General features: G+C 33.9%; 22 protein-coding genes. 9 read left to right on the top strand and 13 right to left on the bottom strand.

The genetic code is table 11. The annotated features are described in order from the left end of the window. Positions 1-2: 2 nt before the first annotated feature. Positions 3-1133 carry a GGDEF domain-containing protein gene (locus CBP76_RS00215; protein ID WP_102194914.1) on the bottom strand — a complete coding sequence of 377 codons (1131 nt, stop codon included), beginning with the start codon at positions 1131-1133 and terminating at the stop codon, positions 3-5. 71 nt (positions 1134-1204) lie between these two features. Continuing rightward, a complete protein-coding gene (locus CBP76_RS00210) occupies positions 1205-2578 on the bottom strand; it encodes a DHA2 family efflux MFS transporter permease subunit (protein WP_102194913.1) in 1374 nt (457 codons plus the stop codon). A gap of 102 nt (positions 2579-2680) precedes the next feature. Between CBP76_RS00210 and CBP76_RS00205 the strand changes: the two genes are divergently transcribed. Beyond that, positions 2681-3115, top strand: coding sequence for a MarR family winged helix-turn-helix transcriptional regulator (locus CBP76_RS00205; RefSeq protein ID WP_102194912.1), 435 nt, complete (start codon positions 2681-2683; stop codon positions 3113-3115). 77 nt (positions 3116-3192) lie between these two features. On the opposite strand, the gene CBP76_RS00200 is transcribed toward CBP76_RS00205, so the two are convergent. From CBP76_RS00200 to CBP76_RS00165, 8 genes are all read right to left on the bottom strand, one after another. After that, positions 3193-3573: a YxeA family protein gene (locus CBP76_RS00200; RefSeq protein WP_102194911.1), complete on the bottom strand. Its 381-nt coding sequence runs from the start codon at positions 3571-3573 to the stop codon at positions 3193-3195. A gap of 55 nt (positions 3574-3628) precedes the next feature. Next, positions 3629-4015: a YxeA family protein gene (locus tag CBP76_RS00195; protein WP_102194910.1), complete on the bottom strand. Its 387-nt coding sequence runs from the start codon at positions 4013-4015 to the stop codon at positions 3629-3631. 233 nt (positions 4016-4248) lie between these two features. After that, on the bottom strand, positions 4249-5379 hold the full coding sequence (locus CBP76_RS00190; protein WP_102194909.1) for a 5-methyltetrahydropteroyltriglutamate--homocysteine S-methyltransferase: 1131 nt from the start codon (positions 5377-5379) through the stop codon (positions 4249-4251). A 534-nt stretch (positions 5380-5913) separates the two neighbouring features. Continuing rightward, the gene (locus CBP76_RS00185) at positions 5914-6921 is read right to left on the bottom strand and encodes a D-2-hydroxyacid dehydrogenase (RefSeq protein WP_166667131.1); all 1008 of its coding nucleotides are present in this window, start codon (positions 6919-6921) and stop codon (positions 5914-5916) included. Between the two features lie 155 nt (positions 6922-7076). Next, entirely contained in the window at positions 7077-8084 is a 1008-nt protein-coding gene (locus tag CBP76_RS00180; protein ID WP_102194907.1) for a D-2-hydroxyacid dehydrogenase, read from the bottom strand. Between the two features lie 178 nt (positions 8085-8262). After that, positions 8263-9180, bottom strand: a complete 918-nt coding sequence (locus CBP76_RS00175; protein WP_102194906.1) for a DMT family transporter — start codon at positions 9178-9180, stop codon at positions 8263-8265. A gap of 190 nt (positions 9181-9370) precedes the next feature. After that, positions 9371-9841, bottom strand: a complete 471-nt coding sequence (greA, locus tag CBP76_RS00170; RefSeq protein ID WP_102195051.1) for a transcription elongation factor GreA — start codon at positions 9839-9841, stop codon at positions 9371-9373. 129 nt (positions 9842-9970) lie between these two features. Beyond that, the gene (locus CBP76_RS00165; protein ID WP_102194905.1) at positions 9971-11407 is read right to left on the bottom strand and encodes a C69 family dipeptidase; all 1437 of its coding nucleotides are present in this window, start codon (positions 11405-11407) and stop codon (positions 9971-9973) included. 105 nt (positions 11408-11512) lie between these two features. Here CBP76_RS00165 and CBP76_RS00160 point away from each other — a divergent pair, with 105 nt between their 5' ends. From CBP76_RS00160 to CBP76_RS00150, 3 genes are all read left to right on the top strand, one after another. Further along, positions 11513-12805, top strand: coding sequence for a nucleobase:cation symporter-2 family protein (locus CBP76_RS00160; protein ID WP_102194904.1), 1293 nt, complete (start codon positions 11513-11515; stop codon positions 12803-12805). 114 nt (positions 12806-12919) lie between these two features. Then, entirely contained in the window at positions 12920-13699 is a 780-nt protein-coding gene (locus tag CBP76_RS00155; protein ID WP_102194903.1) for an FAD:protein FMN transferase, read from the top strand. Positions 13700-13851: 152 nt separating this feature from the next. Next, the gene (locus tag CBP76_RS00150) at positions 13852-14658 is read left to right on the top strand and encodes an FAD:protein FMN transferase (protein ID WP_102194902.1); all 807 of its coding nucleotides are present in this window, start codon (positions 13852-13854) and stop codon (positions 14656-14658) included. Positions 14659-14738: 80 nt separating this feature from the next. Here CBP76_RS00150 and CBP76_RS00145 read toward each other — a convergent pair whose 3' ends face one another. Then, the gene (locus CBP76_RS00145; protein WP_102194901.1) at positions 14739-15641 is read right to left on the bottom strand and encodes an aldo/keto reductase; all 903 of its coding nucleotides are present in this window, start codon (positions 15639-15641) and stop codon (positions 14739-14741) included. 132 nt (positions 15642-15773) lie between these two features. Between CBP76_RS00145 and CBP76_RS00140 the strand changes: the two genes are divergently transcribed. Next, a complete protein-coding gene (locus tag CBP76_RS00140; protein WP_102194900.1) occupies positions 15774-17645 on the top strand; it encodes a fructose-bisphosphatase class III in 1872 nt (623 codons plus the stop codon). A 107-nt stretch (positions 17646-17752) separates the two neighbouring features. Here the strand turns inward: CBP76_RS00140 and CBP76_RS00135 are convergent, their stop codons facing one another. Beyond that, entirely contained in the window at positions 17753-19084 is a 1332-nt protein-coding gene (locus CBP76_RS00135; protein ID WP_102194899.1) for a uracil-xanthine permease family protein, read from the bottom strand. 216 nt (positions 19085-19300) lie between these two features. Between CBP76_RS00135 and CBP76_RS00130 the strand changes: the two genes are divergently transcribed. The 3 genes from CBP76_RS00130 (at position 19301) to CBP76_RS00120 (ending at position 21811) form a co-directional block, all read left to right on the top strand. Continuing rightward, a complete protein-coding gene (locus tag CBP76_RS00130; protein ID WP_102194898.1) occupies positions 19301-19909 on the top strand; it encodes a histidine phosphatase family protein in 609 nt (202 codons plus the stop codon). 9 nt (positions 19910-19918) lie between these two features. Beyond that, positions 19919-20623, top strand: a complete 705-nt coding sequence (ubiE, locus tag CBP76_RS00125; protein ID WP_102194897.1) for a bifunctional demethylmenaquinone methyltransferase/2-methoxy-6-polyprenyl-1,4-benzoquinol methylase UbiE — start codon at positions 19919-19921, stop codon at positions 20621-20623. A gap of 237 nt (positions 20624-20860) precedes the next feature. Next, positions 20861-21811 (top strand): LacI family DNA-binding transcriptional regulator, encoded by a 951-nt coding sequence (locus tag CBP76_RS00120; protein ID WP_166667130.1) that lies wholly within the window; start codon positions 20861-20863, stop codon positions 21809-21811. Positions 21812-22387: 576 nt separating this feature from the next. Here the strand turns inward: CBP76_RS00120 and CBP76_RS00115 are convergent. Further along, the gene (locus tag CBP76_RS00115; RefSeq protein ID WP_102194895.1) at positions 22388-22825 is read right to left on the bottom strand and encodes an Hsp20/alpha crystallin family protein; all 438 of its coding nucleotides are present in this window, start codon (positions 22823-22825) and stop codon (positions 22388-22390) included. Positions 22826-22997: 172 nt separating this feature from the next. On the opposite strand from CBP76_RS00115, the gene CBP76_RS00110 reads away from it, so the two are divergent. Further along, the gene (locus CBP76_RS00110; RefSeq protein ID WP_102194894.1) at positions 22998-23357 is read left to right on the top strand and encodes a DUF488 domain-containing protein; all 360 of its coding nucleotides are present in this window, start codon (positions 22998-23000) and stop codon (positions 23355-23357) included. The last annotated feature ends 4 nt before the right edge of the window (positions 23358-23361 follow it).

Here is a 23361-nt window from a genome sequence, read left to right as displayed (position 1 = left end):
AATTAAACAACAGTGATCTCTCCACGTCCATGACGTTTAGAATGGTATAAGGCCTTATCTACACGTGAATAAAAATCATTCGTTGAACCATCTTCGGGATCAATCTCAGAAACGCCCACAGAGATCGATAGGTGGATATTCGTGCCATTGAATTTTGTCTGAGAATCACTGATTGCTTCAAAAATAGCATTAACAATTTTTTTCGTGTCCTTTAAGTGATAATCGGGGAATAAAATATTGAACTCTTCACCACCAGTACGATAGAGTTTGATTCTTTTGTCATTGTTATTAATGACATCTTGGACAATCTCGACCACATGTTGCAAAATTTTATCGCCAGCTAAGTGGCCGTAAGTATCATTTACCTTTTTAAAATAATCGATGTCGAACATCATCATAGTAATGTCTATATTTGATTGTTTATGTAATTTAAACAATGAACGAAAATCAATATCGAAGGCATCATAGTTATAAGCTTTAGTTAGTCTATCATGGGTAGCGTCCTGGAAGAGAGCGGTTCTTGATTCCAAATCGGCGAACTGAACTGCCATATAGCCAAAGGTAAATAACTCAAGGACAATTAAATAGCCAATTTGTTGAAAAAGAACTTGATAACTAAATGAGAATTTTAATTTCATGAAGAACCAGTATATTGCTCCAAAGAAAACACTAGTCAATAAGTAACTCCAAAAGGGAAAGATGTCTTTTATGTGAGTTTTTATATAGTTCAATGACTTGTAAAAAATTATTAAAACCAATGCTGCGCACCAAGATTTCCAATTGGTAATGGCAGAGTTGAAGACCATGAAGACTAGAACAATTGGTATAAATAGATGATATTTAGTAGGAACGCTTAAAATAACTGCATAAAAAATAACCGCTATCAATTGGAAATTAACGAAGGCCCAAATAGATTGTCTATTGGAGATTGATACTTGCATACTGAATAGTAAAACTAGGATGTAGATGATGCCTAATATTGATCGTAAAGTGTATTCGTTAAAATGGATTTGTTTTAAAATTAGAATCTTTTTTAAACTATTGAAAACCACTTGAAAAGCTATGAAGATTCCCAACATAAAAAATAAACTGGAGATCAATATAGAATGGGCCAAGAATTGTTCAGTTAACAAAAAATACCTCCAATGATACCTGTGATAATAGTAATTATAAATGTTTATAATAAATAAATTAATAGTTATTTTTAATCGGTTAGATCAATTCTTGCTAGTTTTAAGGTAAGCAGTAGTGCAACTATTAAAAATCCCAAACAAGCCAGAAATCCAGCTTGTATACCAACTGCCTGGTTAGTGGTACTGCCAGTTATAAGTTTATCGGCCATAGTGATCACGGCGATAATGATAGCTGTACCAAATGAAGCAGCAATCTGTCTTAAAGTATTAAACGTTGCTACACCATCAGAAAGGTATTTTTTAGGTAAGGCACTTAAAGCATGAGTTTGGATGGGAATCAAAATTAAAACTAACCCTAATTGTCGAATCATTTGGCCCAAAGTTAACATTAAAACCGAGGCATTAACATCGATAACAGCCTGCATGAAGGTACCAAAACAATCAATTAGCACACCTGTTATGACGATTCGTTTTACAGGATATTTGTCGAATAAACGTCCACTAACTGGTGACATAAAGCCGGTTAAAATGGCTCCTGGTAATAATGCTAATCCAGAAATCAATGGACTTTTGTGGAGAATCATCTGAATCATTAGTGGTAATAAGATAGTATTTCCATACATTGTAAGCACAATTAACATGTTGATGACTGTTGCGAAAGTGAATTGAGAATAATGGAAAATTTCAAAGTTTATAATTGGACTTTTAGCCTTAGTTTCCATGAAAGAAAAAATACCAATCAAAATTATTCCCAATAGGGTAAATCCTAAGACGTTAAATGAAAAAAGATTTGATTGACCGATATTTGAGAAACCGGTTAGAAGAAATAATAATCCGAAACTGATAGTTATTAAACTGGGAACATCAAATTTAGGATTCTCATTAGTGGGAATTTGAGGCAACTGGAAAATAGATAGTAGAACAACTGCAATAATAAATGGCAGAATTAAAATAAACAGATACTGCCAAGCAAAATACTGTAGGATCACCCCCGAAAGAGTTGGTCCAATAATAGGCGAGAAGTTAAAGGCTAGGCCAATTATTCCCATAACAGCACCTTGTTTATTGCGGTCAGTATATTGCATAGCCAAAACATTAACTAGTGGCATCATCATACCAGTACCAATGGCTTGAATCATTCGGCCGATAATAACTAAAATAAATGAATTGGCTACTGCACCTAAGATAGTACCGATTAAGAAGATTGAACTAAAGGCAATAAAAAGGTGTCTAAAGGAAAATTTTTTAATAAAGTAAGCACTGGTAGGAATCATAATAGCGTTAACCAAGGTATAGCCATTAGTCAACCATTGAACGGTTGATGAATTGACTTGAAAAACACGCATAAAGGTTGGTAAAGCCGTGTTCATTAAGGTAGAACAAAGAACTCCAAAGAAGGTTCCAAAGACCATGATATAAAGTGATTTTTTGATTTGTTTCGACATAAAGTTAGTACTCCTACAAAATAATAGTTGACTTTAGCAACTTTTTTTATTTTAATAACGATAGTTGCTAAAGTCAACTACTTAATTGATAAGGATGATTATATGGATGTAGAGAATATTAAAGAGATTCGAAAATTCAATCGCTCTTATACAAGAATCTTGAAATTAACAGATAAATATCATTTGAACACGCATTTTGCATTATTAGAATCGCGGTTATTTTTGGAAATCGATCGAGGTGTGAATACTGCAAATCAATTAATGGAACTATTACAAATAGATAAGGGCTATTTGAGCCGAGTTTTAAAGAGATTAAAAAATGATGGACTTATTGATGACATCAGAGGCGATGGTGATAGACGGGTTAAAACATTACAACTTACAGTAAAAGGTGAAGCAGCTTTGGAAGAAGATAATCGTCGAGCTGATCAACAAATTGAAAACCTCTTTGCTAGAATTCCTGAAACTGAATTGAAAAAAGTTATTGATGATATGAAAGAGATTAAGGATATTGTAAAAAAATATTCAAAAGAGTAAGCAAAAAAGGACAAGATACGCTTAAAAGCATGTCTTGTCCCATTCTTACTATAAATTTAGATTATCTTTTAGATTTTTTAGTTCAACCTATCATATGCTTCTTTGGGAATACTGTTTTCAAAGGCTTCCTCATAGGTAATAACGTAAGTGCCTTTAGTGGTCAACTTTAAATAATGACCTTGCTTTAATTTGCCCATTCCAGTAAATTCTATTGGTTGTTCAATACCTTGTTCATTGTAACTTTTCAAATTGTATTTATAATTACCATATCCATCTTCATCGCGGGCATGGGTATTGTCGATTTTGACATATCTCGGTTCTTCCTTGGCTAAAATATTAAATTTATTAACTGCTTGCCCCATTTCACCAGGATTATTCTTCATGCTTATGCAGAGAAATAGGTAACCTGTACTCATAATTAGGATTAAAGATAATAGGAATTTGAATAAATTTTTCATTTAATTTGCTCCTTAAATTGGGGTAAAAAAAAGAGGCCGATGGGGTCTCGATTAATTATTGAAGATTCAGTTTGGTATAAACGTCGCTAGGGATATCCTTTTTAAAGACTTCCTTATATGAATAGACATAGCTGCCTTTGGTATCTAGTTGTAGGTAATGTCCTTGCTTTAATTTTTTCATGCCAATGAATTTTACAGAATGTTCATTGCCATCATTATCATAACTTTTAAGATCATATGTGTAATTACCATAACCATCGTTATTTTTGGCCTCTTTATTATTGATTTTGACGTATCTTGGTTCACGCTTTATTAAGACGTTATAAGCATTAAAAGATTGTGCTGCTTGACTGGTATTGTCCTTTGTATAAGCACAAACTCCTAAATATCCAACTCCTATGATTACAATACCCAACAAAAAAACTCTTAAAAAACTTCTCATTTGAATTACCTCCTGAAAAGTATATTAAGAGTTTTTTGTTTTTTTATACATTTGATCCACTTACATTGTTCTTACAGATTTGTAAGCCCATTACCACCAATCAAAGTGAAGTGTATAGTCTACAATTCTGTTGAATAAGTCTGCTACAAGTTTTAGCATAATACACCTCCAACATATATAAACTTTATTTCTATTTATATTATAGTTCTAATTGGAAGCGCTATCAATTATTATTAACCCCAAACCTCTTTTTGAATAGATTTAACCAGAGCCAATTTTTCCCATTGTTGTTCTTCAGTGATAACATTTCCTTCTTCGGTTGAAGCGAAACCACATTGAGTTGATAACCAAAGGCGATCTAATGGAAGATATTTGCTAGCCTCTTGAATTCGATCAATAATGTCTTGACGATTTTCTAGATTACCGGTTTTGGAAGTAATTAATCCAAGAACGACTTTTTTATCACCTGATACTTTGGCTAATGGGGCAAAGCTACCAGCACGGTCTGAATCGTATTCTAGGAAGTAAGTGTCGACGTTTTCTTTACCAAAAAGATTATCGGCAACGTTATCGTAGCCACCAGAGAATAAGAAATCAGAATGGAAGTTACCACGACAGACGTGTGTATTAATAATTAAATCTTCAGGTAAATTTTTAATAGCTCCATTGTTCAATTCCAAATAAATATCTTGGACATTCTCAGCAACGAGTTTTTTACCTTCATCGGTAGCCAAGAACTTTTTGTCCAAGAGGCGTCCCCATGAACAGTCGTCTAGTTGAATAACACGGGCACCTTCGTTGTAGAAGGCTAGAATTGCATCATGATAGGCCTTTTCGACATCATTATAGAATTCTTGTTTATCTGGATAGATACGGTTTAAAGCATCTAAATTTTCACCACGAGTTAATTCACGATAGAGTTGAGCAGGTGCAGGAATAGTCTGCTTTGGTAAGATTCCGCCAATTTTATCTGTGATAGATTTAGTGAATTTGAAATCTTGAATGAATGGGTGAGTATCAGCATTGAAACTAATCTTGTCAGATAGAATTGCTGTATCGTCACGAGAACGGCCACGAGAAAAATCATAGCCTTCACCAATATGTGTATGTTTTACACCTTCGAAGCCCCAGAAGAAATCCAGATGCCAATATGAACGACGAAATTCTCCATCAGTAGCGTAATCTAAACCAGCATTCTTTTGTTGTTCAATTAATTTTTCGATGGCATCATTTTCCACCTGGCGTAATTGTTCATGAGTTATTTTTCCGTTCTCGTAATCGGAACGTGCATTTTTTAAATTGTCGGGTCTTAAGAAACTTCCTACATGTTGAAATCCAATTTTACTTGCTGTTTGTACTGTCATATTTAAAATCCTCCGAGTGTTTCTTATTTAATCTAATTAGTTGTTTGGATAGGGACTTGTGTAAAAAAACTTTAAATAAACCATTAAGTAACGTGGTTTATCTTCGATAAATTACGTAGCAAACTCTAAACGACAGGGTCGTTAAGAGTTTGTAAAAAAAATAGTCGTCCCTACATATACAGAATTTACCTGCAATGTAGGGACGACTACCGTGATACCACCCTAATTCATATTTTGTTTGCACAAAATACCTCAACGACACTAACATGTCCGGGATGATATCGCATCCTTGCGTACCTTTGGCTTGCACCTAGGTAAGACTCCAAGTTCATGTTCGGTAAAATTTTCGTTCCGCCTTTTCACTATCTAGCGGTCACTATACAAACTACTGATTTACTTACTCTTCTCTTCAACGTCTAATTAGATTAAATAAGTTTTAATTATTTGATTGGTGATTAATTTACACCTCAAATTTTAAATTGTCAAATACAAATCAAAATTAATTATTTATTTCTATCGTTATAACGATAGAAATTATGCTTTTGTGTCAACAAGAGTTGAGGGTTGTTGGCCTTCAATTAGTTCTTTATTGGAGTCAAAGGCTGTATTAATCATATTGTGGATAGCAGTTTCCGTGTAAAAGGCACTATGTGGTGTAATAATTACATTAATTCTTTCAGCCAAGTTTCTGATTTTTTCATCAGGTATATTCTCTACACTGCTCCATACCTTGCCAAAGACTGAATTCTCATTATCTAAGACATCTAATCCAGCGCCCGCAATCTTACCGCTATCTAGGCCCTTGATTAGAGCATTAGTATCGATAAGCTCTCCACGGGCACAGTTGATAATGTATACGCCATCTTTCATTTGTTCGATGGCCTGATCGTTGATCATATGTTTATTACTGTCGAATAAAGGCACATGTAAGGTGATAATATCTGATTGCTTATATAATTCTTCAAGGCTATCTACATAAAGTCCCTGTTTTTCGATGTCTTGATTATGATAAACATCATAAGCGACTACTTTTGCTCCAAACCCTTGAAGGATTTTAATGACTACACGGCCAATATGACCAGTTCCGACTACCCCAACGGTTTGTTCACGGTATTCTTTACCAATTGTAGGGGACCAAGTGAAGTCACCATTATCCATTTTTTGATCAAATTCGGGAACTCTACGAAGGAGTCTACCCATTAAGATAACTGTATGTTCAGCAATGGCATTAGGCGAATACACTGGAACGTTTGTTAAACTGAATCCTAAATCGTTTAAATCTTTAAAGTTAAAATTATCAAATCCAACATTACGAATAGAGATTTTAGTAATACCAAGCTTTTTTAAAACCTCTAGTGCCTCGCGAGTATAGGCTGAAGTTTGTAAAGTTACAACGCCATCAGCTCCTTCAGCTAATCGTGCGGAATCGGCCGTCAAGGTGTTTTTAGTATACTCAACTTCGACATCAGGATTATTTTCTTCCCATTTTTTCAAAGATGGTTCTTCATCTTCACGAATTCCGTATGCAAATATTTTCATCAAAAAATCCTCCTTTGAGATTACAATCTTATTTAATCAGAGTTGAGGAAATGTTTCAAAGAAATGCACTAAGGGCAAAATAATAGCCTATATTGATTTCGTAAATAATATCAATATAAGCAATTTTGTTGTATGGCTAAAATTTTTGAATAGAATAATTATTCAACATTAATATCAACTGGATATTTAGGGGCCTTTGATTGTAGCATTTTTAAATTATCATTTAAGGAATCAAATACCATATTATGTACTGCGGTTGTAGTATAAAAGGCTGTATGTGGAGTGATAATAACATTTTTACGATTGATCAAAGCTTTGAATTGAGGGTCTTTAACGTCATTAATAGTGTCGAACTTCTTTTGGAAAACATCATTCTCACTTTCCAAAACATCCAATCCTGCTCCACCAACTTTGCCGCTATCCAAAGCAGCAATCAATGCATCAGTGTCAACTAAGCCGCCGCGGGCAGCATTAATAAATATGACGCCGTCCTTCATTTTTGAGAAGGCCAATTTATCGATCATATGTAAATCTTTTTTGGCAAGTGGAGTATGCAGCGTGATGATATCACTTTGTTTTAGAACATCTTCGATTGAATCAACGTAGATTCCTAAATTTTCCAAGTAAGGGTTTGGTTTAATATCATAAGCCACAACATTGGCACCCATAGCCATCATAATGCGGGCAACCACAGACCCAATGTGACCAGTTCCGATTATTCCAACAGTTTTACCATTGATTTCTTCACCAATGGTAGGGAACCATCTAAAATCACCATCGGCAAACTTCTGATCAAATTCTGGAACTCGACGTAATAATCTTAATGTTAAACCAATTGTGTGTTCAGCAATAGCATTAGGCGAGTAAACTGGAACATTAGTTAATGAAAATCCCAAATCACGGAGGTCTTTGAAATCAAAACCATCTAATCCCACATTACGAACTGAAATCTTAGAAATTCCAAAGTCTTGTAGTTTTTTCAAAGCAGTCTTTGGATAAGCTTGTGTTTGCAATAGAACGACTCCATCTGAACCTTCAGCTAAATCAGCAGTTTTGTTGTCAAAAATTTTATGTGTAAAGTCTATATCAATATCTTTATGTTCCTTCTCCCATTCTTTAATATAGCCTTTTTCGTCCTCGCGGACTCCGTATAAGTAAATTTTCATACAATCCCTCTTTCGTATTTATTAAAAAATATTCATAAAATTAGTATTTTTTAATAATTGTTGCTATTAAGCATAACGCTTTTGAAAATAAAAGAAAGCAGAAATTTAATTTTTATATAAAAAAAAACCATCTAGCAATAATTAAAAATTTGCTAGATGGTTTTTAATGATGAGAAAGTTAATTTGCATCATATCTATTAAGAACATAAATTGCAAGAACAACAATGATGGCACCAATAGCCTCAGCTAGATTAACAGAATAATGTAAGAAAATAATACTTAATACAAGTGTTGTAAAGGGTTGAACAGCATCAGTGATACTAATGATAGCTGCAGTTGTATATTTTGTACTTATTACCATAAGCAAAAATGCCAAAACTGTACCAATTAGAATAACCGTACCAATACCCAAGATACTTGTTGTTGTCATTTTAGGTGGATTTACCCAAATTGGGCTGAATAAATTAGAGATGATACCAGCAATTAACATACCCCAACCAGTAATCAAAATTCCATGATATTTAGCAATCAAAGTTTGAGGAATTGTAACGTATAGAGCGGCAGTAATTCCACTTCCGATACCCCAAAGAACTGATACAACAGGAATAGATAGATGTCCAATATCACCTCTAGTAATCATTAAAACGACACCTATCAATGCTAATATAAATGATATTACATCGACACGAGAGGTTCTTTTCTTAGTGAACATAATTGCCCCAATCATTATAAAAAGGGGTGATAAATATTGCAAAATAGTAGCGGTTGATGAATTACCTGTTTTTATGGCATGAAAGAAGGTAAACATATTAGCCAACAAACCAAAAATAGCAAAGCATACTAAAGTTAATAAATCTTTCCAATTTTTAAAAACCGCAAAGAAATCTTTTGTAGGTAGAACAATAAGTCCCACTATCAATAAAATGATCCCTGCAAAAGTTGTTCTTGTAGCTATGAACCACATAGCGGGGATGTTTAAATTCTTAGCTACAATTTGTAAAACTGTACCAGAGATTCCCCAGAGAGCAGAAGCACAAAAGGCTAACCAGAAACCCCGATCCAGAGTTTTTTTGGCTATCTTTTTACTTTCATCCATTAAAAATATCCTCCTAAAAACTAATAGAACTATTATACCCGTCACGATTTAGTTTTGACTATTATTTTTTTGATATCATGACGTTTAAACCAAAAGGTATGGAATAGATATATTGTTAATACTAGTTTTTGTTATGGTGGTACACAATATATTTATTTTTTCATAAAGTTGTTTTTGGCATAAAAAGTTGTTAATTCAAACTAATATCAATAATTTTGACTTCATAAGATCCATCAGGAGATTCAACATTCACTAAATCACCAATGACATGATTTGATAAGGCTTTTCCAATTGGCGATGTGAAGGAAATCTTATTTTGATCCAAATTAGCTTCTTGCTTACCGACTAGTTGATAAGTTAATTTATCATGATCATCCATAAATTCAATTGTTACAAATTTTCCAATGTCTAGTTTACCATTATTGGCTGGTTGAACCACATTGGCATATTGTAGTTGTTTATTTAGATAATGTAGGCGACCATTTAGACGCCCCAATTCTTGCTTGGCAGTAGTGTATTCTGCATTTTCAGATCGATCACCTAGTGCAGCAGCAGCGGCTAAGGCTTCGATTTTTTTGGGACGTGCCTTTTTCAATTCTACAATTTCTTTTTCGATAGCATGATATCCAGCAGATGTCATTTTGTTAAAAATCGGTTCCATAATAAAACTTCGAATAATATAAATTTTCATTATGATTATCCATCAGGGATAATTTCAGTGAAAATACTATACAAAAAAAATCCATCAAGCAACTATTTAAGCTGTTTGATAGATTTTTATGTATTTCTTTTATAGATTCTCATCCATATTAAATGTAAGTTTAGAAATGTTGATACCCTTAGTGTAAAGATCACCAAATAGTTTGTGAGCCTTGTCTTGCATTTCTTTAACAACCTTTTGGTTACGATCAGTTAAGAATTGAACTAATTCTTCGCCAGAATAATCGGCAGCTAATTTATCAGTTTCGGCAACTGCCATACGGAGGTCTTGACGAACTTCTGTTAGATAGTCAACATCGTCTTGAATAAATTCAGTATAGTTTGATTCAACTAGAACTGAAAGAGCGTTATACATCCAGTATGCATCTTTGAAATTGAATTCGAGTGAAGCATCATTATATGAAGGATCAGTTTCATTCATATTTGTATAGAATGGAATGTATGGTGTGAAAGTTGGGAAACCAATACATAGCCACATAATAGCTGCATATTCTTCAGGGACGTCATTTCTAATTTGAAGAACGTGTGAGTTTTGAGTTCTGTTCAAACCAATTGGACGATAACGGTGCTTATCTTCATCTGAAGCATATGGACTGTATGGATCATAAGGAGTTTCGTTGTAATGTGAACCTAAGACGTATTCGATATCGTCAACAGAGATCTTGTGATCAGTTGTTCTGATGAATGGTAGATCAACATCTTCAGGATCTTGTTCGATTTCTGGGTTGAAATACTTTTGACCGAACCAAACACGTGGTGTGTTATAGTGACGATCTTTTAGATTGTCTGAACCAAAGATATGTCTGAAATTAAATCCAGTTTTGTCAACGTTCAAGTGGTTTTTCTCAACAAATTCTTGGATACCATCTGACCACATGAATTGTGCGGGGTCGTTGAAATCTACTTGTTGAATTGAAACACGGTTAGCACAAACGGCATAACTGTCATCAGGAATTCTTTGAGCTACCCAGTGATGACCAGTAACGATTTCCATGTACCAAACATCGTCTTTATCACTGAATAAAACTGAGTTACCAGCAGGTGAACCGAACTTCTTAATAAGTTCACCGGTACGTTGTACAGCACCCTTAGCTGAATCTACGTAAGGAAGAACCATACGAACGATGACATCTTCATCCATACCATCTTTTACTAATGGATCAAAGGCTAAGGCACGTTCATTACCATAAGTACTTTCGGTAGCTGACATTGCTACGTTCTTACCATTGATACCACTCTCGTCATAGTAACCGAACTTCTTGTAATCTACATTAGGAACAGCAGGCCATTTGTAGCCATTTTCAGGAACCTCTGATTCAAATCCATTTAGCCATGATTTAACCTTACGGCCTTTTTCACCCTTAACGGCAGGGTTTAATACGAAACTATGTGGAGCAACGGCAAAAAATGTATCATCATTTCTAGCAATCATTGTTGATCCATCTAAACTGGCGTTCTTACCAACTAAAATAGTAGTACAAGCGTCATCCAAATGATTTTTATTCATCTTTAAGAATTCCTCCTATATATATTGTCTTCATTTTATCATAGATAATCATTAATAAGTTTCTGAAATAATGCTATAATTTTTCTTAACAATAGGAGGGCAATAATGGATATAAACACGAACGAACGGAGCGATTCGTTTATAAAAAATCTGTTATTAGGGTTTCAGCATCTCTTAGCGATGTATTCTGGAGATATTTTAATTCCCATTTTAATTGGGACATCTTTGGGATTCAGCGCTAAAGAAATGACATACTTAATCTCAGTAGATATTTTTATGTGTGGAGTGGCGACGCTATTACAAATCAAGCGAACACCACTAACTGGGATAGGTTTGCCAGTTGTTTTAGGATCTGCCGTTGAATATGTAACGCCGTTACAAAACATTGGACATCATTTTGGGATTGCCTATATGTATGGTGCTATTATCGCTGCAGGTATTTTTATTATGTTAGTTTCAAAATTATTTGCTAACTTAAAACGATTCTTTCCACCAGTTGTTACAGGTTCATTGATTACTTTGATCGGATTTACTTTAGTACCTGTAGCATTCCAAAATATTGGCGGTGGTAATGTTGCCGCTAAAAGTTTTGGTAATCCAACTAATTTGATTTTAGGATTTTCTACAGCATTAATTATTGTAGTTATTAGTATCTGGGGTCGTGGGTTTATTCAACAGATTGCAGTTTTGATTGGTATTGTTGTCGGATACTTAATGGGAATTGGTATGGGTGAGATTGGTTTTAAGACAGTTGGAACAGCACATTGGTTCCAGATTCCTCAACCATTTTACTTTGCAACTCCTAAATTTGAATGGTCCTCCATATTGGTTATGCTCTTGGCTGCATTGACTTGTATGATTGAATCGACCGGTGTTTATTATGCTCTAGCGGAATTGACTGGAGATAAGCTTAGTGAAAATGATTTACAACGTGGTTATGCTTCTGAAGGCTTGGCTGCTATTTTAGGCGGTATTTTTAATACGTTCCCATATTCAACCTTCTCGCAAAACGTTGCCGTTGTTCAATTATCAGGAATTAAGAAAAATAAACCAGTTTATTTCTCAGCATTCTTGTTAATTATCTTGGGCTTGATTCCTAAGGTCGGTGCAGTAGCAGAATTGATTCCTAATGCGGTACTTGGTGGAGCCATGTTGATTATGTTTGGTACAGTTGGTATCGAAGGAATTAAGATGTTAACTAAAGTTGAGATGAACAATAATAATATTATGATTATGGCCGTTTCAATCAGTTTGGGCTTGGGGGTAACGGTTCAACCAACTCTGCTACATTTCTTGCCATCAACCGTTCAAACTATTTTGAATAACGGTTTGGTTGTCGGTAGTTTTTCAGCAATTATTTTAAATCTTTTGCTAAATTCCAATAAAGAAACAGCTTAATGAATTTTCAAATCAATAACAAAGTTTAGTCATATTTTCATCACATTTGGTACGTATACTTATCTTTAAATTTAGATAAGCATACGTATTTTTTTTAGATAAGGAGTGAAAAATATGTCCGAATATAAGTATATAAGTGTTGTAATAAACAAGTTTGATTTACCATTTGAAATAAAATTAGCTACTCCCAATCCTGATTTAATTGATCAAAAAATTATTGATGAAACAGTTAATAAGATTTCTGAAAATATTCAAGAATATGATAAAACATTTTCATTAGAGAATAATAATTCTTTGCTATCAAAGTTTCAAAACGGTGAAGAAATGGGACTAATGAACTCCCAAGTTTTTAGAGAAGTGTACGAACAAACTATAACTGCTGAACAAATGACACATCATTATTTTAGTTCATATTTCAATGGCAAATATGATCCTATCGGGTTACTTAATGGTTGGATGATTGATAAAATTTTTAATCGCTATCTTTTGGCATTATTAAATGATGATGGAATTGACGGTGTATCATTAAGATGTGGAGAAGATGTCAGGTTAGCTAGCCGACCCAATATCGATTTTAGATGGAGGGTAGCAATCAAAGATCCCAAGAATCTTGATATTCTCTTGGCAACATATTTCCTACAGAATGGTGCTGTTTCAACTACTAATGAACGTCGTAGTTTAAGAAATGAAAAAAGTAATATCGAGCAAGTTACTATTGTTAGCAGCAATGCTTTAGATGCTAATATCTGGGCTAATGCGGGTATTTCTTCAGGAACTAATAAATTCCCCGAATTTATTTCGAAGTATCATTTAACTGGTATGATTGTTGATAAATATGCTGGCATGGAAAACTTTCGTGATGGTTTCTCAGATAAAATTGCTATTAAAAAATGATCTGTATAACGACGTTATGCAGATCATTTTTTGTACATTTTTTTCTAAATATAATCATAGATAATTCAAATATTATTTTTATACTTAACATTAAGTAAAGTAAATGAACAAATTTTAAAGCTACAAGTCAAGATCAAACAAGAGGCAATTAAATGAAAACACAATTAAAGCAATATTTTTTCCCAAAACAAATTATTAATCAAATGGATGTTCCCTTTACCATCAAATTAGCAACAACCGGTCCAGATGATATTGTTAGAGAACAGTTGAAGGTTGTTACTCAGAGAATTGATTCGAAGTTACATCAGATTGATTTAGATTTTTCACCTTTTCGTTATGAATCATTGGTCTCAAGATTCCAGCGAGGTGATCGTCAACCTTTATTAGACTCTTCTGAGTTTCAATCGGTTTATGCTCAATCCATTTTAGCAGAACAGATGACAGATGGTATATTTACTCCGTATTTTGCAGGAAGGTTTGATCCAACTGGGTTGATAAAAGGATGGGCAATTGAAAGGGTTTTTGATGAATTGTTGAAGCCGTTACTTAAAGACCCACAAATAGAAGGTGTCTTTCTGAAAGGCGACAGTAGTATGAAGTTAGCAACGAAGCAAAAATCTGATTTTAGATGGAGAATTGAAATTAAAAATCCAGATAACTTTAATGAAGTAATTGCGACATATTATTTAAAAGATGGTGCTATTGCGACTTCCAAAAGCAGTCAATCAGGCGAACGTATTATTCATATGAACCAAAGTGAAGTCAAACAAGCAACTGTAATCAGCAATAGTTTAGTTGATGCTGATGTATGGGCCAATGTTGGAGTTTCAACGAGGATTGAAAAATTTACTGGTATGATTAATGAATATAATTTATCTGGTCTTTTGGTAGATAATAAGCAAAATCCTTTAAACTTTAGTGATGGAGCGATTGCTAACCTTCAAGAGACATCGTTGTAGATGTTAAATGATATTAAATATTTTCAATAAAAATAAGCTCAACATCCACATTAAGGACGTTGAGCTTATTTAAATATAAATTACTTATTAAAATTATCGGTATCGTCCCAAACCTCAACAGAATCGACATACCCCTCAGGATTGCCACTCCATGAAAAGTCACCATACCAGAGACTTCTTTTTTCGACGTCAAGACCATTAATTTCTTCTATATCATCGTCATTCAATTCAAAGTCATAAATATCGGCATTTTGAGTAATTCTAGCTTCGTGAACTGACTTAGGAATTGTAATGATGTCTCTTTGCAAATCCCAACGTAAAATTACTTGGGCAACAGATTTATTATATTTATCGGCAATTGTCTTTAATCTGGAATCACCAAGGACAGCTCCACCACCAAGTGGTGACCATGCTTCAAGATAAATATTATTGTCATCGCAGAAGTTTTTGATATCTTCTTCCTGGCAAAGAGGATGAAATTCCATCTGATTAACAGCTGGTTTGATAGAACAGATTTTTAAAATATCGGATAATCTAGCAATATTGAAGTTTGAAACCCCAATAGCACGAGCTTTTCCTTCTTTATAGATTGTTTCAAGAGCACGCCATGTTTCTAAGTATGTTCCATTTACTGGCCAATGAATCAATAGTAGATCTACATAGTCTGTTTGCAATCTCTTTAATTGGCCTTCAAAGTTATCCAAAACCGATTGATAGCCTTGATCACCATTGAAGATTTTGGTTGTGAGAAAAATATCCTCACGTTTGAGACCATTGTCTGCTAAACCTTTTTGTAATCCTTCGCCTACGCCAGCTTCGTTACCATATTGCTTAGCAGTATCAATAGCTTTATATCCATGTTTTAATGCCCATTGAACTGATTGAGAAGCACCAGTATTGTTGACTTTCCAAACACCCAAACCTAATTGAGGCATTTTAACACCATTATTCAAAGTTACGGTAGAATCCAATTTAAAATTCATTATCTAACCTCCTATAACTATAATTCTAACTCAAATATAATTGGGATACTTGGAATTAACTTAATGATTTGGTATAGTTCAATTGTATACGCTATCACAATGATGGCATTGTACTTTTGGGGAAGGTTTATTATGGAGAATGAGTTTACGAACTTCGATGAAATAAAAACAAAAATTGTTAATTTGTCTGCAGTCTTGAGTTTACCCAAGGGTACAGAAGCATTCATTAGTGATGTGCATGGTAATAATGATAAATATTTAAATATAATTCGTAGTGGGGCCGGAAATGTCAGTCGAAAGGTAGAAGAATTATTTAACGGACGTTTAACACTGGTCAATCAAAAGAAATTGGTTTGTTTGATCTATTATCCAGAAGAGGTTCTTCAAAAATCTAAACAAGATGTTGATCCAGATGAAGCGGAACAATGGTACATGGACACCATTAATCGTTTGATCGAAGTTGTCCGCTATGTTTCTAATAAGTACCCGCGTCATATTGTAGATCAAGCTTTAGATAGTAGATTTCATGATATTACTAAGGAATTAGTTTTTGAAGACTTTGCTGCTGCTGATAAAATCGCCTATTATCGAGAAATGATCAAGAATTTAATAGATCTGAATATGAGTGATATATTTATTATCTCAATGTGTCATGCAGTTCAAAAATTGGCTATTGAAAGAATTCATATTATTGGCGATGTTTATGATCGAGGATCAGATCCTAATTTAATAATTAAACATTTAAGTGAAAGCTGGCAAAACTTTGATTTTGAGTGGGGAAACCATGATATTTTGTGGATGGGAAGCATGGCCGGTTCAAAGCTTTGTATGTTAAACCTTATCAGAATTAGTGCTCGTTATCATAATTTAGCATTGTTGAAAAATGCTTATGATATAGATTTAACTTCAATGATAAAATTTGCTACTAATCGTTATGTCCCATTACCAAATTTTGAACCTAAAATCACTTCGGCTAATGTAACCGATCAAGAACGAAATATTGATAATTGTGTTCAACAGGCTGCCACGATCATGCAATTTAAACTTGAAGGACAGGCAATAAAACGTCGTCCAGAGTTTGATATGGATGACCGCTTGTTATTAGATAAGCTAAGCCTAGATAAGAAAAAGGTAACAATAAATGGTCATGATTATCAAATTGAAAATGGTTGCTTTCAATCAGTTAATCCGGCTAAACCTTATCAAATTACTCATAGTGAACAAACAGTAATTATTGATTTGATTAATCAATTTACGCATTCTACTAAATTAAATGAACATATGTGGTTTATGGCTGATAATGGTTCAATGTACTTGAAGCATAATGATAATTTACTATTTCATGGTTGTGTACCAGTTGATAATGATGGTAATTTTCTAAAGTGGAAAATTGATGGTCGAGAGTACTATGGGAAAAATCTCTTGGATTATTTTGAGTATATTCTAAAAGATGGAATGCATCACCCAACGACTGGAGACTGTTTTAATTCTGACTTTATATGGTTTCTCTGGGAGGGCAAAAATTCGCCATTGTTTGGTAAGAATAAGATGGCAACTTTTGAGCGTTATTTCTTAAAAGATGAAAAGTTACAGCAAGAAGAATTCAATCCCTTCTATAAATTATGTCACAATGAATGGTTTGCCGATAAGCTGTTAAAAGAATTTGATATAAATAGCCGTGGTCATATTGTGAATGGACATACATCTATTTCAAAGGACGCTCCTATTATGGCTAATAAAAAGATAGTCTTGGTTAATGGATTATCAGATTCGATTAAGGATAGTGATATTGGTGGATATGCTTTATTATTTGATTCTTATGGTATGCGGCTAGAGACGCTTAGACCATTTATTAATCGTCAGAAGGTTATTGAAGATATGTCAGATGTAGTGTTGGATAAGCAGATCGTGGAACATTCTTCAGAAAGAAAAACGGTTGCTGATACTGATTACGGACAGAAGATAAAAAGACAAATAGCTAAGTTATCAGCTCAATTGGAATAATCTAGCTGATATACATTAAGATAAATAGGACGACTAGTAATTAAAGTACAATTACTAATCGTCCTATTTTTAAGTGGAATAAATTATAAACTTTTAAGGCATGTTACTTAAGCTTTTTTCTTATCGCGTTCCCATTTATCTTTGTCAGAATCCCAGTTCTCTGATAAAGCATGTTTAGGTAAGATCAAATTAAGAACAATACCGATTACGGTAGCGACACCAACACCAGTGAATTGGAAAGATCCCATTTGTAGGTAGGCGTTACCGATACCGATAACAAGAATAACTGATGCAATCATTAAGTTACGCTTTTCGTTGAAGTCAACTTTGTTATCAACAAGGATTCTTAAACCACTTGAAGAAATAACACCGAAAAGCATGAAACTGACACCACCAATAACTGGTCCAGGAATGGTTTGGATCAAGGCACTCAATTTACCTACGAAACCAAACAATGCAGCAAAGACGGCGGCACCAATAACAACGTAAACACTGAAAATTTTATTAACGGCCATAACGCCAATATTTTCACCATAAGATGTAATAGGAGGTCCACCTAAGAAAGCAGCAATAATTGAAGCTGTACCATCACCAGCTAAAGTTCTGTGAAGGCCTGGATCTTTAAAGAAGTCACGATTAGTCAACTCATCAAGAACCATGATATGCCCCAAGTGCTCAGCCATTGTAACAAAAGCAATCGGCGCAAAACTTAGTATTGCTCCCCAATATATTTGATGAGGCATATAGTTAACAAACATTAAATCAAAAGCAGGTAATTTGAACCAAGGGGTAGAAGCAACTTTTGAAAAATCAACGATACCACAAACAATAGAAAGAACGTAACCACCAACAATACCCAAAAGAATAGCAATATTACTCCAGAAACCACGAAGATACATGTTTAAAAGAACTGTTAAGAATAATGTAAACATGGCAATACCGAAGTATTTTAAATCATAATGTGAACCATTCATCATGGCATTATCAGCCGCAGAGCCGGCAACAGACATACCGATAACAATAATTATTGGACCAACAACAATAGGCGGTAAGGCCTTGTCGATCCAACCTGATCCTACAAAACCAACGATAACTGAAACTATTAAGTACACACAACCAACGGCAATAGTACCTTGAGCAACGCCGGCGTATCCAACTGTCTTCATTAAAGAGACCATCGGTACAATGAATGAAAAACTAGAACTCATATAAGCAGGAATTTTTCGGTGTGTGATCAAAATATGCATAATAGTACCAACACCTGAACTGAATAAAGCAATACTTGGATCAAGTCCAACTAGTAATGGGACCAAAACCGTGGCCCCAAACATTGAGAATAAGTGCTGTAATGATAGAAAGGCCCAACTGCTTAACGGTGGTTTTTCATAAACGTCCAATACCGCATCTGGGTTACGGTAGTTCTTGTCATTTGTATCCAAAATCAACATCTCCCCGATTAGAAATTTTGCAAAAAAATAGTCCCCTATCCCGTGTATGCGAAATAAAAGACTGAACGTGTTTCCTTACTAGCCTCACGGGACCAATATTTAAAGGATCGTATTTGATTGCTTTCACTATAATGGAGTTGCAATGCAAAGTCAATAATGAAATACTAAAAGTATGTAATTTGAAGCGCTAACACAGAGGAGATTTTTATGGTTGAATTATACATTGTAAGACATGGTGAGACGGATACCAACTATGAGGGACGTATCAATGGTATGTCTACTGACAAGCCGTTAAATGCCAAGGGAATACAACAAGTTGAAGAATTAGAAAAACATATTGATATTAATAAATTTGATGAAGTTTATTCAAGTCCAATGAAACGCGCTATGCAAACGGCTGAAATTTTGAACCAAGGGATCCATGAAATTAAGCAAGATAAGCGTCTTTACGAGGCGGATTATGGTTCATGGGATGGGCTTAAAGAAGCTGATTTGCATGATAAATACCCTGACGCCTTTGATGAGAATCGTTATTTATTGCCAGCCTATACCAAGTATGCTAAAGATGGCGAAGAATACGCTGATGTTTACAAACGCGTTGAAGCTTTTATGGACGATATGGCAAAAAAGGGTAACAAAAAAATCATGGTCGTATGTCACGGATTTGTAAGTCGATCATTTTTAAAAGTAGTCACTGGTGCCCAAAATATTTCTAACATTATTCAACCCGATAATGCAGGAGTTTCTAAATATACTATCTCAAACAGCGGCATCAAATATTTAAATTATTATGGACGTGTAAATAGTCTGGATTAGAGGCAAACTATGGGATTAACCAATAAAGTTCCAGAGAAAGATGTACAACAGACTTTTAATAATATTGCTAGTAATTATGATAAATTGAATTTAATTATGAGTTTAGGAACTCATCAAAAGTGGCGTCGCCAAGCTACTGCAAAGATTGATAGCCATCCTAATCAAATTTTGGATTTATGTTGTGGAACGGCTGATTGGACTATTATGTTAGCTAAGAGGTATCCTCATGCCCAAATAATTGGAATGGATTTTAGTCAAGAGATGTTAAAAATTGCTCAACAGAAGGTTGGCAAATCAGAAGTAAAAAATATTACTTTGAAAATTGGCGATGCAATGCAACTCTCTTATGATGATAATAGTTTTGATGCTGTAACAATTGGTTTTGGTCTTAGAAATGTACCAGATGCTTCTCAGGTATTGGCTGAGATTTATCGGGTACTAAAACCAGGTGGTCAACTAGTCTGTCTTGAAGCATTTAAAGTTGAAACACCGATAATTAAATTTGGATGGAAAGTGTATTTCGATCAATTGATGCCTTTGATGGGGAAACTTTTTGCTAAAAGCCCCAAAGAGTATAAGTATTTGGATGATTCTGTTAATAAATTTGTTAGTATCAAATACCTTGCAAAAATAATGCAGGATATAGGCTTTAAGAATATTGAAATTGATAACCTAATGTTCAAGGCAGCTGCCATTCATTCGGCAGAAAAATAGCGCAAAGAAAAAGAACACCCGGGGAAGGTGTTCTTTTATTTTTTAGGGGATTAAATATATATGTTATAGGGGGGATGAGATGAGATTTCTTATCTCTCATCTACAAGTAATACTATACTGAATAAGTGTGAACCAATTATTTTGAAAATGTGAAGAAATTATGAATTTTACATTTTATTATAAAAAAGTCGATATTTTAAGATGTAGCAAGCTAACAATCTAAAGGGAGTGATGAAAATGTCTAATATTCGTGATGTTGCTAAACTTTCAGGTCATTCAGTTTCAACCGTTTCAAGAGTCCTTAATGATCAGAATTATGTGGCTGAAGAAACCAAACAAGATATTTTGAATGCGATAAAAGAATTAGATTACCATCCAAACGATGTTGCTAGAGCATTAAGTACAGGTAAGACCTATACGATCGGTGTAGTTTTGCCATATTTAAAAGTCCCATATTTCCAAAAGCTTATTTCAGCTATTACTCAAGCGGCCTTCAAAGAAGATTATCAGGTTACATTATTGCCATCTGATTATAATGAAGAAAGCGAAATTAAGTATTTAGAAATGCTAAAGCATCAGGCATTTGATGGATTAATTTTTACATCTAGATCTATTTCGTTTGATAAAATACTCGAATATAAACGTTATGGTAATATCACTTGTTGTGAGGATACTTTTAATTATCCAATTTCTTGTGCCTATACTAATCGTGAAGAATCCTTTATTAAGGTCTTTGGATTGTTAAAAAAATTAAATTTTGAACATATTGGCGTTACGGCAAGTCGTAACGAACAAAATAGCCAATCAACCAAATTGACTAAGTCGGCTTATCAAAAAGTTTTTGGTCATGAAATAGCCTCTGAGAATTTATTTATGGGGGCACAAGTATTTAGTGATGGACAAGAAGCAGTTAAATATTTATTAAAAGAAGATCCAAAACTAAAAATAATTTTCGCTAATAGCGATCAAGTTGCTGCGGGAGCCTTAAAGGAATTGAAAGCAAGGGGCTTAGAAATTCCTGTTATTGGTCAAGAAGATTTGGATTATAGTCGTTTGATGAACTTCTCTACTATTGATCACCAGTTAACTGAAATTGGTGAATATGCCTTTTGGTCAATCTTTGAAGAAGGTATTGTAAAAAAAGAGGTACCATCTGAATTTATTTTACGTGGTGAAATCATAAAATAATACATACAAAAAAGACATCCTTGGGGAAGGATGTCTTTTTTTAGGGGATGAAATTGTTATAGGGGGGATGAGAAAAGAGTTATTGGCTCTTATTCTACGGTTTATAGATTACAGGCTTATCGTAAAATTATTGTTTTATTGTTATAAGCATTTGAAGCTTGGATAGCCCAAGTTGATAAGTCTTTTAATTTTATAAATTCTTTTGTCCTTTGCAGCGTAAGTGCTGCATCCCACGGAGTGGATAAAATCCACTCTGCATCTAATAGTATAGCCTATTTTTGAGAGAACTACTACCAACTGAGCTTAAAATACATAAAAAAACACCTCGGGGAAAGGTGTTTTTATTTAGGGGATTAAATATATATGTTATAGGGGGTGAGAAAAGGGATTGATTACATCTCTCATCTACAATTAATATAGTACTTAATCTTTATGAATTATATATTTATAAAATGTGAAGATTTTGTGAAGTTAACAAATATAAGTTCATATTTCAAAAAAAGGGAGTCCAATCTCCTAAAATATAGGAATTGGACTCCCTTAAAAATCAAAGTTTAATTGATATTAAAAAATTAGTTAATTGATATCAATGTGATGGCTTGAATCAACTTTCTTTTCTAATTTAGGAAGATCAATCTTCAAGACACCATTATCATATGATGCAGAAATATTATCAGTATTTACGGCTGGCAAGTGATATTGTCTCATGAAGCGACCACTTGAGCGTTCACTCATAATCATGTCGCCATTCTTATCATTGTGATCATTAAAGCTATCACGATGACCGCTTATTGTTAAAACGTCATTTTCATAATTGATATCAATATCCTTCTTATCAAAAGCAGGCATATCAACATGAACTTCATAGTTTTTGTCAGTTTCTTTAATATCAGTTTTTAGAGTTGAATCGTCTGGGAAATTGTTATCAAATATGGATGGAAAATTGTTCATCCAAGAGTCATTGTTGAACCAATTTCTCATTAAATTATTACGATCCATAATTTCGTTTGTCATACTACATTACTTCCTTTCCCTTGATTACGAATACATTATAAAACCAGCCCATCCAAAATTTCAAGAAATTAGCACTCTGAATTGTCGAGTGCTAGAATTCTCAAAAATCAGGAAAAAATAACCTTAGGTGGTATGATACAATGAAATTAATAAAAAGAGGTTTGTATAAATAATGACCAAACTAATTTTAAAACGTATCTATGATAAAGAATTACCAGATGGTTATCGGGTTTTAGTAGATCGTCTCTGGCCACGAGGAATGTCTAAAGTTAGAGCTAGTCTTGATCTCTGGGCAAAACAAATTGCTCCTTCAGCTGATCTTAGAAAGTGGTTTGGACATGATCCTGAAAAATATGCGGAATTTAAGGAAAAGTATTTAGCTGAAATTAAAGGAAATCCATATACAGAGGAATTTTTAACAGAGCTAAGGAAAGCTCTAAAAAAACAGGATGTCCTTATATTATACAGTGCCAAAGATGAAGAACATAATGATGCAGTAGTACTAATGGAATATCTAAATTCAAAAGTTTAAATAT

The sequence above is a fragment of the Companilactobacillus nuruki genome (assembly GCF_002872255.1).
GTDB lineage: Bacteria > Bacillota > Bacilli > Lactobacillales > Lactobacillaceae > Companilactobacillus > Companilactobacillus nuruki.
The sequence above is the reverse complement of the archived record's forward strand: the minus strand, read 5'-3'. Positions and strand labels throughout refer to the sequence as shown.